Genomic DNA, 12,211 nt, shown 5'->3' on the forward strand with positions numbered 1-12,211 from the left:
ATCAGTTCTTTTCTTTGTCGACCATTTTACCAGCCGAGATCCAGGGCATCATGGCGCGCAGCTTGGCACCGGTTTCCTCGATCATGTGCTCGTCATTGGCACGGCGCGACGCTTTGATAGTCGGCTGGCCAACGGCGTTTTCCAGCATGAAGTCACGAACGAATTTACCCTGCTGAATGTCGTTCAGAACCTCTTTCATGCGCGCTTTGGTCTCGTCGTATTTCAGGATACGCGGGCCGGTGACGTACTGGCCGTACTCAGCCGTGTTCGAGATCGAGTAGTCCATGTTGGCGATGCCGCCTTCATAGATCAGGTCCACGATCAGCTTCACTTCGTGCAGACACTCGAAATAGGCCATTTCAGGCGCGTAACCTGCCTCGACCAGCGTTTCAAAGCCGCAGCGGATCAGTTCGACCAGACCGCCGCACAGAACGGCCTGCTCACCGAACAGGTCGGTTTCGCATTCTTCACGGAAGTTGGTTTCGATGATGCCCGAGCGGCCGCCACCGATGGCCGAGCAATACGACAGGCCAATTTCCAGCGCCTTGCCGGTTTCGTCCTTATCGACGGCAACTAGACAGGGTACGCCGCCGCCTTTGACATATTCGCCACGAACGGTGTGGCCGGGGCCTTTGGGGGCCATCATGATGACGTCGACGCCTTCTTTCGGCTCAATCAGGCCGAAATGCACGTTCAGGCCGTGGGCAAAGGCGATGGCCGAACCGGGCTTGATGTTGTCATGTACATATTTCTTGTAGGTTTCGGCCTGCAGTTCATCGGGCATGGTGAACATGATCAAGTCACACCATGCGGCTGCTTCGGCGATGCCCATCACGGTCAGACCTTCGGCTTCGGCTTTCTTGGCCGAGGCCGAGCCTTCGCGCAGCGCAACGACAAGGTTCTTTGCGCCCGAGTCACGCAGGTTCAGTGCGTGGGCATGGCCTTGGCTACCATAGCCCAGGATGGCCACTTTCTTGTCTTTGATCAGGTTGATATCGCAATCGCGATCGTAATAGACGCGCATGTCGCTGGTCCTTTCTGTTTAACTTGGCGACGGTTCTACTTGCGATCTTTCGGGATGGCGATAGCGTTTTCCTTGTTATTCTGTATGGATTGTGAGAAATTATTCTCTCAGTTGCCGTAATTGGAAAAAATCATGCTCGATGACGTCGATCGGCGAATCCTGCGCCATTTTCAATCTGATCCCACATTGTCGACCGCGGAACTGGCCGAGCGCAGTCGTATCAGCGCAAGCCTGTGTTGGCGTCGCATTGAAAAGATGCAGGAAGCCGGCGTGATCGAAGGGCAGGAGGCCATCATCGACTGGGCCGCGCTGGGGTATGCCGTAGAGGTATCGCTTCGGGTCACGCTGGATAAAACGCAACCCCGCGCGTTTGACGAGTTTACAGCGGCCGCCCGTCAGGTGCCCGAGGTGATAGAGATTCAAACCTTTCTGGGCCGTGTGGATGTTCGGTTGTCGATATTGGCGCGGGATATGTCCCATTATCAGAAACTCTATCGGGATCAGATTCTGACTCTGCCGCATATCGCGGATATCGAGGCCCTGATGCACATCGCGCGCGTCAAAAGCGAAGTGGCTCTTCCAGTATGATCGAGTTGGATGAGATCGACCTTAATATCCTGCGCGCTTTGGTGCAGGAGGCATCGCAAAGCGCAGGGGCATTGGGGCGCAAGTTGGGACTGTCGCAACCCGCTACCTGGCGCCGTATTCGGCGACTGGAAGATGCAGGGGTGATAAAGGGTCGCCGCTTGCGTTTGAACGCCGAAGCCTTGGGTTTTGGCGTGACGGTCTTTCTTGGCGTCAAACTGGCCCGCAAGGGGCAGGTGAGCCTTGAGGACTTTGAACGCGCCGTCAGCGCAATCCCCGAAGTGCAAACCGTCGAGCACGTACTAGGGCTGTATGACTATCGGTTGCGGGTCGTTGCACGCGACCTTGCTGACTTTGAGCGTGTCCTGCGACGGCGAATCATGACCTTGCCCGGAGCCGGAGATGTCGAAGCCAATGTTCTTCTCAGCGAAGAGCGATTGCCCGGACCAATCGGCTAAATCAGTATTTTGTGCGGATGCGGTACCCCGGATGATGGGTCATCCGCGCAAAGGTCATGGGCTGACCGTTCTTCCATGTGGTGCGTTCAAGTTGAATCATGGATGCCCCGGCTGTAGTCCCCATGAATTCAGCCAGACGACCATCCGCAGACACCGCGCAGAATGCGACCTCGGCCTCGGTGAAAGGTGCTGCATTCAACAGCCACTCATGCGGGCCATGTGCGTTCAGATCGGCGTGCTCAACTTCTGGGACGGCATCTATGTTGATCCAGCGTTCTTCCAGTTGGAAGGGGCGATTGTCGGCGTAATGCATGCAAATCACGTGCAGCACCTGCACGTCCGGCGAAACGCTAAGCTGTGATGCAAGCCAACCCGGACTTGCAACCACGTTCCGTTCGACCAGGGAATACCGGTAGGTAGAGTTTTGGCTTTCAACCGACTGACGTGCCAGCGAAAATTCCAACTTTGCATGTTTGCTGGGCTCTTTTTTGACGCGCGTACCACTTTTACGCTTTCGCTCGACAAAGCCTTGTTCAGCCAATTCTCGCAAGGCCCGGTTCACGGTTGCGCGCGCGCAATTGAACTCTTCAGCGAGTTGCGTTTCCGTCGGCAGCAAGGATCCCTGTGGCCAAATTCGAGTTTCGATTCGCCTTTTAACCTCGTCCCGAACAACCTGAAAACTGATCCGTTTTTGCGCCGTCACGACCCGAATTACCTTTCTTCCATAAAGTGAGTGTATCTGGTCAGAAACACGCATCGGTGTAAAGGGGCGTTGACACTGTTTGGCGTCACATTTTGGGGTGTTTTTCGCCAAAAAAATCAAGTTTTCTATTGAACTTATGGGCTTCCCTGACGTCAATTGCGTTCGGCAGGTATCACTTGCCACCAAGTGCCCGTATTTGGGGCCGGCAATGCAAAGTGAAAGGACGTGTCATGCCAGCACTATTGGATACCGTTGACCCAAATGGGCTTGAAGAATTTTCGGTCGTCTTTACGGACCGTTCTCTGAATCACATGTCGGTACAGTTTCAGCAGGTCATGCGGGACATTTCGGCGATGCTAAAAGACGTCTACAACGCGGACGGCGTCGCGGTTATCCCCGGAGGCGGCACCTATGGCATGGAATCCGTCGCGCGTCAGTTTGCCCGGAATCGAAATGTTCTGGTCGTTCGCAACGGATGGTTCTCTTATCGTTGGAGCCAGATCATAGAAACCGGCGGTCTGACGGCCTCGACAACGGTGCTCAAGGCGCGGCAGGTCGGGAACTCCAGCCCTTCGCCTTTCGAACCAGCTCCAATCGAAGATGTCGTTGCGACCATACAAGATCAGCGCCCGGATGTGGTGTTCGCCCCGCACGTGGAAACGTCGGCGGGTGTCATTCTGCCCGACGACTACGTGACAAAAATGGCTAGAGCCGCTCATGAGGTTGGTGCGCTGATGGTGCTGGATTGCATCGCGTCGGGATGCGCGTGGGTCGACATGAAGGCTACAGGTGTCGATGTTCTGATCTCGGCCCCTCAGAAAGGGTGGAGCGCGTCGCCCTGCGCCGGTTTGGTTATGTTGTCCGAGCGCGCAGAGGCGCGCTTGGAAGAAACCACCTCAGACAGCTTTGCGATAGACTTGAAAAAATGGCGTCAGATCATGGCGGCATACGAAAACGGTGGCCACGCGTATCACGCGACGATGCCGACGGATGCTTTACGCGCCTTTCGTGACACGATGGTTGAAACCCGCGACTATGGATTTGACAAGCTACGCCGCGCGCAATGGGCGCTGGGTGACGGTGTCCGCGCGATGTTGAAGGAAAATGGCGTGATCTCTGTCGCGGCCGATGGCTTTGGCGCACCCGGGGTGGTGGTAAGCTATACGTCAGACCCGGACGTGCAAAACGGCAAGAAATTCGCCGCTCTGGGCATGCAGATCGCGGCTGGTGTGCCCCTTCAATGCGATGAACCGGAAGGGTTCAGCACATTCCGGCTGGGTCTGTTCGGACTGGATAAGTTGTATGACGTAGACAGGACCATCGCACGGTTGAAACGCGTCTTGGATCAGGTTCTTTGAGCGTCGGCATTCACCGAACGCCAAGGCCCATCTGCATCAGTGTCTTTCGCACCGTCGGCAGCGAATAGAGGGCGTTCAGCCCCATCGCCCGAGCATCACGCAACGCCCGCGTTTCGATCATCGAGGCGCGGTTAAGAAGGTCGATGCCTTTGACCCTCATCGCGATCTCGGTGTGTCGGGCTTTGTGATAGGCATCCAGCATTTGCACGTCACCAAGGCCCTCGGGCCGTTCAGCGGCAAGGTCCAGCAGGCTGCGAAGATCACCCAGTGACATATTCAGACCCTGCGCGCCAATGGGCGGAACGACATGCGCAGCCTCGGCCATCAATGCGATCCGTTCCCCGGACAGACGTTCAGCCGACTGGCTGACGATCGGCCAGATGGTTCGCTGCGAGGCAAGTTTCACCGGGCCGAACAACCCGCAAGAGCGTTCGGTCATGGCGGCCTCAAACGCTTGCGGCTCGGTGTTCAGCAACTCGACCGCGCGCGGTCCACGTTCCATCCACACAACCGCGGAAGAAGGCTGACCCTGCCAGTCCGGTAGAGGGACCAGAGTGAATGGGCCACCGGACCGGTGAATCTCGGTCGAGACATTGTCGTGTGGGATTGGGTGCGTTACTGCAAAGGCCAGCGCCTTTTGCCCGTAGCGCGTCGTTTGCACAGAAATTCCAGCAGCTTCGCGCATCGGGGAATCGCGCCCATCGGCAGCCACAACAAGTTTGCAAGAAACACGGCTGCCATCACTCAGTCCGACGCGGGCGTGGGCGGTGCGGGTGAACAGGCTGGCGGTTCCGGTCCCCGGGCGGAAATCGACATTCGGAAGTTCAGCCAGACGGTTCACCATTTCGCGCCGAAGCAACCAGTTCGGCAGGTTCCAGCCAAAGGGCTGATCCGAAATGTCGGAGGCGTCAAAGTCCCGCACCACACGTGGTTCAGGCACATCACCGCCTGCATCCACGATACGCATGATCTGAAGAGGGGCGGCATGCGGGGCCAGCTTTTCCCACAGCCCACATTGTTCTAGCAAGCCTCGCGCAGGTTGCAAAAACGCCGTGGTCCGCATGTCCGAGCCGTCGACATCGCGTTCGGTAACTGGTGGGGCAGGGTCGACGCACACGACGTCAAACCCGGCTGTCCCAAAGGCTGCCGCAGCAGTCAAACCGGCAATCCCGCCACCAGAAATCAGGATGTCACAGCTTTCAGTCATGGCCTTGGTCTCCGTATCTTAGGCAGACCCTAGTGCGGTTCCAAGGCGCGTGCCAAGTGACATCCTGTCCCGTGTCTTAACCTCGGGTAATCAGCAAAAGGATCAGGAACATCACCGGCACCATCATCACGGCGGGGATGTAAAGGCCCGGCAGACCGAACAACAGGGTCGAACAGCCCCACATGCTGAAGATCGCAAGTGCGGCATAGCCCCAATCCTCGGCCTCGCCATGGGCAACGTCTTTGGCCATCCAGCCAAACAGGGGAATTGCAAACAACAGACGCTGCCAGATTGGCAGACGCCGAGGGGCCTCGATCGCGGTCATGGGTGTCTCCGTTTCTATTCGTCGCTGAGGCGCATATAGGGGCGATGCTGCGTCTGCGAAATACGCGGAAAGTCGTAGTGTGACAGCCTACCGCAGGCGGGACAGAAATGACGTTAGGTCGTCGGTATGATGGTGGATATGATCGGCCTCGTGCGGCTCGGGTGCGACGTGGACCGTCCGCATCCCCATCTCGTGCGGGGCAGCCAGATTGCGCGGGTCATCTTCGAACATCGCGGCTTTTTCTGCGTCAATTCCGTCGCGCTCAAAGATTGCTTCGAACGCGGCTTTCTGCGGCTTTGGGCGATACTCTGCGTGCTCGATGCCGTAAATCGCATCGAACAATCCGCTCAGGCCACGCGCCTGCAATACGCGTTCGGCATAAGGAGCGCTGCCGTTCGTATAGACGATCCGGCGGCCCGGCAGGGCACGGATGTGATCGGCCAGATCGGCGTCCGGGTCCATATGGCTCATGTCGACCTGATGAACGGCCTGAAGATATGGGTCCGGGTCAAGGTCGTGCTCGGCCATCAGCCCGGCCAGAGTGGTGCCGTATTCGCGCCAGTAATGCGACCTAAGCCGATCTGCCTCGGCCCGGTCGACGCCGATGGCCTGAACCACGTAGTCCGTCATCAGCACCTCGATCTGATCGAACAGGCGCATATGCGGCGGATAAAGCGTGTTGTCGAGGTCGAACACCCATTGGGTGACGTGAGCAAATGCAGGTTTGACCATGACTTGGGTTTAGGCCGCCATGTCCCGGTTTTCAATGCCGGACTTGATTGCGGGGGTCTGAGGCGGATACACAGGTCCGAACGAGGAGACGAACCATCCCATGCCCCAGTCCAAACAGTCCAACAAGGACGCCTACAGCCTGATACTCGAAGCGATTGACGTGGGCGTCTACAAACCCGGTGATCGGCTTGTCGAGAGCGAACTGGCCGAGCGGTTCGGCGTATCGCGCACCCCCATTCGCGAAGCGTTGCAGAGACTTGAGACCCAGTCTCTGCTAGAGCGGGACGGGCGGTCGCTGATCGTGGCCTCGCTGGATCACAACCAGATGGCCGAGCTTTATGTGGTGCGTCGTGAGCTAGAGGGATTGGCCGCGAGTCTGGCGGCGAAACACGCGACCGAAGAAGAGATCAAGGTGCTTCAGGATATGGTTGCCGCCGACGATGCATTGGTCGATGACCCGACCGCTTTGTCCCGTGCCAACCGCCGTTTCCACGAACAGATCCACCTGGCTTCGCACAACCGCTATTTGGTTCAGCAATTGGATTTGGTGCATCGAACGATGGCTTTGATGGCAACCACTTCTTTGGCGGTGCAGGGCCGAGGCGAGATCGCCCAGAGCGAACATAAAGGCATTGTCGAGGCCATCGCTGCCCGTGACGAAGCCGCTGCCGCCCGCGCGCTCAAAGAGCATATTTCCGTCGCCTTCATGACGCGTCTGAAACAGGATGCAGTGCGCCGCGAAAACTGACGTTTATTCTGGCTGAATCTCTTCGAAGGCTTGCCCGTGTTGGGTTTTGTCCCAGAAGAATGGGTTTCCGATCAATTCCCACAACGCTTTGTAAGCTGCGACAACCCCAAGCGGAAAGTACAAGGGCATAGTTGGCACCCAAGGTACAAGAAACCTTCTTTCCCGCGCCCAGACCGACAGGACTCCGGCGAAAAGGTTTGTGAGTTCTGCGGCAAGGAAGAGGGCAAATAACGAAAACAGCGCCCAACGCGGCAGCAGTGCCTCCATCGGGTTAAGCATCCCCAGCGCAGTCAGCCAGAACACCCAAAGAGCGGGTGCCAACAGAAATTGCCCTACCGTTCCAAGAAAGAACGCTTGAAAGCCTAGAAACTTCAAGGCTCCGAGGTCGTTCCAAAGCTGGACGGGGTCACGCATGTGAACGAGATAGGTGACCATGAAACCCTTTAGCCAGCGCGAACGCTGTTTCACCCAAGGCCAAGCGCGGAAATTAGCCTCTTCAAAGGTGGTGGTGTCGACCATCTCGGTTCTGTAACCCGCGCGGCTTAACCGTACACCCAGATCTGCGTCTTCAGTGACATTGTGGGCGTCCCATCCGCCCAATTCCAAAAGCTTTTTCCGGCGGAAAAAGAAGGTTGTCCCGCCCAGCGGAACCACAAGACCCAAGCGCGCGATACCCTGCAACAGAATGCGGAACCAGCTATTGTATTCGATTGTAAAACAGCGCGACCTCCAGTTGGTGCGCGGGTTGTAATAGTCCAGTCCCCCTTGCAGACAGACGACGCTATCGTCTGCATTCGCGAAATGCGTGACCACACGTTCGACCTGATCGGGCTGTGGAGCATCCTCGGCGTCCCAGACACCCAGAATGTCGCCCCTGCAAAAATCGAGTGCATAGTTCATTGCCCGGGGTTTCGTTGTCAGCCCGCTTGATGCCGGAACTTCGACGGACCTGATCCAAGACGGCAGGTCGACATGCGCAAGCGCCGCGCGTGTGACATCGTCGGATGCCTCAAGAACCAAAATGACGTCCAATAAGGCCTTGGGATATGTCAGGCGTTGCAACCGTCGTATCAGGGCGTCTGCTATTTCTTCTTCCTTGTACAGAGGCACCATGATCGACACACGGGGAAGGGGCTGCGGCAAGGGTTTCGGGGCGCTTTTGGGGGTCTGAAACCTCTGGTGCAGAAAACTCAGCAAGCCGCTTAACCGTAGTGCAAAAAACAAGATCAGTGAGCAGACCGCGAGTGTCACGAAGAACATCAGTCCAATTTTTGGTAACGCTGCGAAAATCGCCACCACAGCGATCAGGGCTGCAAGTGGTTTGATCCGTGCGCGACGTGCCCAGGATCGACAGCTATGCTTTGCATCCACTCGGGTCTCGGCATCCGCTGCCAGTTGGGGCGAAAACGTAGCGGCAATCGTGCCGTCGATATCATCTGTCGCCGCAAGGACGGGCAGGACAGTAAGGCCGACTTTGTCCAAGTGCGCTCGAACTGTTTCAAAGCAATCCGGCTTGGCAGTCGCCACCAAAAGGAATGGGCCCACCTGTTTCCAAGGGATCGCGTTATGTTCAAGCCAGAAGCGAACGGGTTTTATCTGGCAAAGCTCAAGAGAAGGCGGGGATGCGATCAGATCAGCAAATTGAAGATGGTTTTGGTCAGCAAGCGCGTTCATCACGTCGCGGCGGTTGACCCAGCCTTCAGCCACAAGAATCTCGCCCAGTGGCACGTCCTGCCGGGATCTGAGATCCAGCGCTTTTTCCAACTGCGCCTGGGTAATCAGGCCACTCTCAAGCAGGTAGATGCCCAAAGGTTTTCTGACCTGCACAGGAATAGGCGCCGCCTGCGCAAAGTGTTGCAGGTTCAGTTCAACCATAAAAAAAACCCTGACACGTAAAACCGGTGTCAGGGTTGTTATATTAAGGTTAACAGCGGGTTAATTCTAACTAAAGCAGCCGTTATACCTTTGCTTTTTGGTTCGCCATCGCCTCGGCGAACCGCTCGAACAGGTAGAAACTGTCCTGTGGACCAGGTGATGCCTCGGGGTGGTATTGCACCGAGTAAACAGGGCGATCTTTCATACGAATACCGCAGTTCGACCCGTCAAACAGCGAGCGATGGGTTTCCACGACACCTTCGGGCAGTGATTGCGCGTCGACAGCAAATCCGTGGTTCATCGAGGTAATCTCGACCTTGCCAGTATCCAGGTCCTTGACCGGGTGGTTTGCTCCGTGGTGGCCGTGGTTCATCTTGACGGTCTGACCACCCAGCGCCAAGGCCAGCATCTGATGACCGAGGCAGATCCCAAAGACGGGCAGGTCGGTGGTCTCTAGCACCTCTTTGATCATCGGCACGGCGTATTCGCCGGTCGCCGCAGGATCGCCCGGACCGTTCGACAGGAACACCCCGTCGGGTTCGTGCGCAAGGACTTCGGCTGCTGTTGCCGTGGCCGGCAAAACTGTGACGTCGCATCCTGCGGTGGCCAGGCAGCGCAGGATGTTGCGCTTGGCACCGAAGTCCAGGGCCACAACCTTGTGCACAGGGGCGTCCTGACGGGCGTAGCCATCGGGCCAGGCCCAACGCATCTCGTCCCACCGATAGCTCTGGGCGCAGGTCACTTCCTTTGCCAGATCCATGCCTTCCAGTCCGGCAAACTCGCGTGCGGCCGCCACCAGAGCCTCGATATCGAAATTCCCCTCAGGGTCATGAGCCAGCGCGACATGCGGCGCTCCCTGCTGACGGATCGCGCGGGTCAGGCGGCGGGTGTCCACGCCGCCAATAGCAATACGTCCGCGACGGGCCAGCCAGGTTTTCAGTTCTTCCGCCGCGCGCCAGTTTGATGGCTCGGTCGGGTTCCATTTGACCACCATCCCGGCTGCAACAGGGTCAGCGGTTTCGTCATCTTCGGGGTTCACCCCGACATTGCCGATATGGGGGAAGGTGAAGGTGACAATCTGACCGGCATAGGACGGGTCCGTCATGATTTCCTGATAGCCGGTCATGGCGGTGTTAAAGCACAGTTCGGCCACGGTCTGCCCGGTGGCGCCAAAGCCCATCCCGTAGAACAATGTTCCGTCGGCCAATGCCAGACATGCGGTGGGCTTGGTCGGGGCGTTCTGCGACATGGGGCGACTCTCTTGCAGGGTAAATCGGCGCATACCTAAGGGGCTTGGGCGCTTGGGTCAAGTCTGTTCAAATTTTGTGCTATTGTTAAAAATCAATAGGTTAGCCATATTTCTTCCCTGTTGTATCACGCTTTTTGTTTAGATATGGTCGTGGTTCCTTTTCCATGGGGATGGACAGATCATATGGATATGCGATCAAGGGTGAACTCAGCCCTGAAGCAGGCAATGAAAGATAAGGAGGCCGAGCGTCTGTCGACGCTGCGGCTGATTAATGCCGCGATCAAGGATCGTGACATCGCGTCACGTGCCTCTGACAACGAAGAGGCGAAGGGCTGCGGCGATGCCGAGGTTCTTGAAATCCTTGGCAAAATGACCAAACAGCGCAAGGAAAGCGCGCGCGCCTATGAAGAGGGCGGGCGGTTGGACCTTGCCGAGCGTGAGCTTCGCGAAGTCGAAGTTATCGAGGAATTTTTGCCCAAACAACTGGATGAAGATGAGGTCTCTCAGGCCATCCAGACGGCAATCTCGTCAACAGGCGCTGGTTCGATTCGGGATATGGGCAAAGTGATGGGCGAGCTGAAGTCGCGCTACACTGGCCAAATGGATTTCGGCAAAGTGGGACCGATGGTCAAAGATCAGCTCTGCGCGGCTGCAAGCGGCGGCTGCTGACCGCTTTCGCCTCAAACACGACGTTACTGCGCGGCCGGGTCGCGCAGTTTCTCTGTCAGATCGTCATACAGGGCGATCCGTTCTTCTTCGGTCAGGAAAGACCCGATTTCCACTTCGCGCCCGTCGCCCTTCAGCGTGACATAGTTGGGTACGGGGCCGCCATGCTTGTGCATCTCAGTGCGCGCCCAGTATCGGTTGCAGGTCCATTCCTGTGACCCTCGGCCGGGATGGTGATGGACAAGCCGGGCCTGCGTACCTGTCAGAGTGAATACCTCAAAAACGCTGCGGGAACGATAGTTCGACTGTATCGCCAACCACAATCCGACCACTGTCAGCAGCAGGAATGGCAGCAAACCCCATAACAGCACGGAACCCAGAACTGCCATCATGGGGATGAGGCCGAACAAAAAGACAGCCAGAACAACACGCATAGCCCATTTTGGCGGCAGTGAGTTATGCGGCCACAGGCGCAGTTCCAGATTCGATCCAGAGGTTTGATTCCACCGGTAGGGCATGGTCAAAAAATAACGTCTTGCAATGCAAAGTCGACGCCAAATGATCACACAACGTGACCTACGCGCGACCATGACAAGGCGTCGTCCAGCCGGTCGTCGCCCCAGAAAACCTCGCCCCGCACGACAAGGCTGGGCGCGCCGAATACGCCAAGACGGGAGGCGCGGTCAGTTTCGAATTCCAGTGCTGAAACCGCATCAGGGCTGCGGGCACGTGCCAGAGTCAGACGAGGGTCTTGCTGGCACCGTAAAAGAGCCTCGGAAATTGCCGCCTCGCTGCCAGCTTCGATGCCGTCTTCGAACCAGATCCGGTAGAGGTTTTGTGTAAAGCTCTTGCCCCATCCATCCTGTATTCCCATCAAGGCGACCTGATTGGCAAGTTCGAGGTCAGAAATTGGATAGGGCGCAGGCAGACGGGCGTGGATATGATACTTGGCAGCTCGCCGCTCGATATCGCGCCACATATACGCCGACTTAACAGGCTTACCAGCAAATGGGATGTTCTTCTGTTCGGACATGACGCTTCGGACATTGAAAGGGCGCCACGCAACTGCGACATCATTCTCAGCGCACCAGTCATCCAGGCGCATGATCGTCAAGAAGCTGTACGTACTGCCAATGGAATACCAAAAATCAATTTCGGGCATTAGATCACCCCGATCTCAGAGTTTCAGTTTCCATAATAGCCTAATTTTTGGATTTTTTCGATCTCTGCCGTTTGGCGACTTTCCACAATGGCCAGTACAGGGTGCTATTTATGCGTCCC

Annotated in this window: 14 protein-coding genes; 5 read left to right on the forward strand and 9 right to left on the reverse strand. The window is 57.0% G+C overall.

The features are described 5' to 3' along the window. Window position 1 precedes the first annotated feature (1 nt). Window positions 2–1,024, reverse strand: coding sequence for a ketol-acid reductoisomerase (gene ilvC / locus GOX75_RS02870; protein WP_171121092.1), 1,023 nt, complete (start codon window positions 1,022–1,024; stop codon window positions 2–4). A 132-nt stretch (window positions 1,025–1,156) separates the two neighbouring features. Between ilvC and GOX75_RS02875 the strand changes: the two genes are divergently transcribed. Both GOX75_RS02875 and GOX75_RS02880 read left to right on the forward strand, forming a co-directional pair. Next, window positions 1,157–1,612: an Lrp/AsnC family transcriptional regulator gene (locus tag GOX75_RS02875; RefSeq protein WP_171121093.1), complete on the forward strand. Its 456-nt coding sequence runs from the start codon at window positions 1,157–1,159 to the stop codon at window positions 1,610–1,612. Next, window positions 1,609–2,067, forward strand: a complete 459-nt coding sequence (locus tag GOX75_RS02880; RefSeq protein ID WP_171121094.1) for an Lrp/AsnC family transcriptional regulator — start codon at window positions 1,609–1,611, stop codon at window positions 2,065–2,067. Before GOX75_RS02875 ends, GOX75_RS02880 begins: the two co-directional genes overlap by 4 nt. A 1-nt stretch (window position 2,068) precedes the next feature. On the opposite strand, the gene GOX75_RS02885 is transcribed toward GOX75_RS02880, so the two are convergent. Beyond that, window positions 2,069–2,770, reverse strand: a complete 702-nt coding sequence (locus GOX75_RS02885; RefSeq protein ID WP_171121095.1) for a GntR family transcriptional regulator — start codon at window positions 2,768–2,770, stop codon at window positions 2,069–2,071. 230 nt (window positions 2,771–3,000) lie between these two features. Here GOX75_RS02885 and GOX75_RS02890 point away from each other — a divergent pair, with 230 nt between their 5' ends. Further along, window positions 3,001–4,128 carry an aminotransferase class V-fold PLP-dependent enzyme gene (locus GOX75_RS02890; protein ID WP_171121096.1) on the forward strand — a complete coding sequence of 376 codons (1,128 nt, stop codon included), beginning with the start codon at window positions 3,001–3,003 and terminating at the stop codon, window positions 4,126–4,128. A gap of 10 nt (window positions 4,129–4,138) precedes the next feature. Here GOX75_RS02890 and GOX75_RS02895 read toward each other — a convergent pair whose 3' ends face one another. The 3 genes from GOX75_RS02895 to GOX75_RS02905 all read right to left on the reverse strand — a co-directional run bounded on the left by GOX75_RS02895 (window position 4,139) and on the right by GOX75_RS02905 (window position 6,392). Continuing rightward, entirely contained in the window at window positions 4,139–5,335 is a 1,197-nt protein-coding gene (locus GOX75_RS02895) for a UbiH/UbiF family hydroxylase (RefSeq protein ID WP_171121097.1), read from the reverse strand. A 76-nt stretch (window positions 5,336–5,411) separates the two neighbouring features. Beyond that, on the reverse strand, window positions 5,412–5,660 hold the full coding sequence (locus tag GOX75_RS02900) for a hypothetical protein (protein WP_171121098.1): 249 nt from the start codon (window positions 5,658–5,660) through the stop codon (window positions 5,412–5,414). An 87-nt stretch (window positions 5,661–5,747) separates the two neighbouring features. Continuing rightward, a complete protein-coding gene (locus GOX75_RS02905) occupies window positions 5,748–6,392 on the reverse strand; it encodes a pyrimidine 5'-nucleotidase (RefSeq protein WP_171121099.1) in 645 nt (214 codons plus the stop codon). A gap of 100 nt (window positions 6,393–6,492) precedes the next feature. Between GOX75_RS02905 and GOX75_RS02910 the strand changes: the two genes are divergently transcribed. After that, complete coding sequence (locus GOX75_RS02910) at window positions 6,493–7,140, forward strand: GntR family transcriptional regulator (protein WP_171121100.1); 648 nt, start codon at window positions 6,493–6,495, stop codon at window positions 7,138–7,140. 3 nt (window positions 7,141–7,143) lie between these two features. Here GOX75_RS02910 and GOX75_RS02915 read toward each other — a convergent pair whose 3' ends face one another. Then, window positions 7,144–9,015: a glycosyltransferase gene (locus GOX75_RS02915; RefSeq protein WP_171121101.1), complete on the reverse strand. Its 1,872-nt coding sequence runs from the start codon at window positions 9,013–9,015 to the stop codon at window positions 7,144–7,146. An 82-nt stretch (window positions 9,016–9,097) separates the two neighbouring features. Then, the gene (gene carA / locus GOX75_RS02920; RefSeq protein ID WP_171121102.1) at window positions 9,098–10,264 is read right to left on the reverse strand and encodes a glutamine-hydrolyzing carbamoyl-phosphate synthase small subunit; all 1,167 of its coding nucleotides are present in this window, start codon (window positions 10,262–10,264) and stop codon (window positions 9,098–9,100) included. Between the two features lie 183 nt (window positions 10,265–10,447). On the opposite strand from carA, the gene GOX75_RS02925 reads away from it, so the two are divergent. After that, window positions 10,448–10,933, forward strand: coding sequence for a GatB/YqeY domain-containing protein (locus GOX75_RS02925; RefSeq protein ID WP_171121103.1), 486 nt, complete (start codon window positions 10,448–10,450; stop codon window positions 10,931–10,933). Between the two features lie 23 nt (window positions 10,934–10,956). Here GOX75_RS02925 and GOX75_RS02930 read toward each other — a convergent pair whose 3' ends face one another. Both GOX75_RS02930 and GOX75_RS02935 read right to left on the reverse strand, forming a co-directional pair. Beyond that, window positions 10,957–11,448, reverse strand: a complete 492-nt coding sequence (locus GOX75_RS02930; protein WP_171121104.1) for a DUF2244 domain-containing protein — start codon at window positions 11,446–11,448, stop codon at window positions 10,957–10,959. 44 nt (window positions 11,449–11,492) lie between these two features. After that, a complete protein-coding gene (locus GOX75_RS02935) occupies window positions 11,493–12,092 on the reverse strand; it encodes a 2-hydroxychromene-2-carboxylate isomerase (protein WP_171121105.1) in 600 nt (199 codons plus the stop codon). Between the last annotated feature and the right edge of the window lie 119 nt (window positions 12,093–12,211).

The organism is Ruegeria sp. HKCCD7251 (assembly GCF_013031165.1).
Taxonomy (GTDB): Bacteria; Pseudomonadota; Alphaproteobacteria; order Rhodobacterales; family Rhodobacteraceae; genus Ruegeria.

Bases quoted from the DNA above. Each gene is read 5' to 3' on its own strand.
- GOX75_RS02915 (WP_171121101.1), bottom strand. From the start codon at position 9,015: ATGGTTGAACTGAACCTGCAACACTTTGCGCAGGCGGCGCCTATTCCT.
- GOX75_RS02925 (WP_171121103.1), top strand. From the start codon at position 10,448: ATGGATATGCGATCAAGGGTGAACTCAGCCCTGAAGCAGGCAATGAAA.
- GOX75_RS02880 (WP_171121094.1), top strand. From the start codon at position 1,609: ATGATCGAGTTGGATGAGATCGACCTTAATATCCTGCGCGCTTTGGTG.
- GOX75_RS02935 (WP_171121105.1), bottom strand. From the start codon at position 12,092: ATGCCCGAAATTGATTTTTGGTATTCCATTGGCAGTACGTACAGCTTC.
- ilvC (WP_171121092.1), bottom strand. From the start codon at position 1,024: ATGCGCGTCTATTACGATCGCGATTGCGATATCAACCTGATCAAAGAC.
- GOX75_RS02930 (WP_171121104.1), bottom strand. From the start codon at position 11,448: ATGCCCTACCGGTGGAATCAAACCTCTGGATCGAATCTGGAACTGCGC.
- GOX75_RS02890 (WP_171121096.1), top strand. From the start codon at position 3,001: ATGCCAGCACTATTGGATACCGTTGACCCAAATGGGCTTGAAGAATTT.
- GOX75_RS02895 (WP_171121097.1), bottom strand. From the start codon at position 5,335: ATGACTGAAAGCTGTGACATCCTGATTTCTGGTGGCGGGATTGCCGGT.
- GOX75_RS02900 (WP_171121098.1), bottom strand. From the start codon at position 5,660: ATGACCGCGATCGAGGCCCCTCGGCGTCTGCCAATCTGGCAGCGTCTG.
- GOX75_RS02905 (WP_171121099.1), bottom strand. From the start codon at position 6,392: ATGGTCAAACCTGCATTTGCTCACGTCACCCAATGGGTGTTCGACCTC.
- GOX75_RS02875 (WP_171121093.1), top strand. From the start codon at position 1,157: ATGCTCGATGACGTCGATCGGCGAATCCTGCGCCATTTTCAATCTGAT.
- carA (WP_171121102.1), bottom strand. From the start codon at position 10,264: ATGTCGCAGAACGCCCCGACCAAGCCCACCGCATGTCTGGCATTGGCC.
- GOX75_RS02910 (WP_171121100.1), top strand. From the start codon at position 6,493: ATGCCCCAGTCCAAACAGTCCAACAAGGACGCCTACAGCCTGATACTC.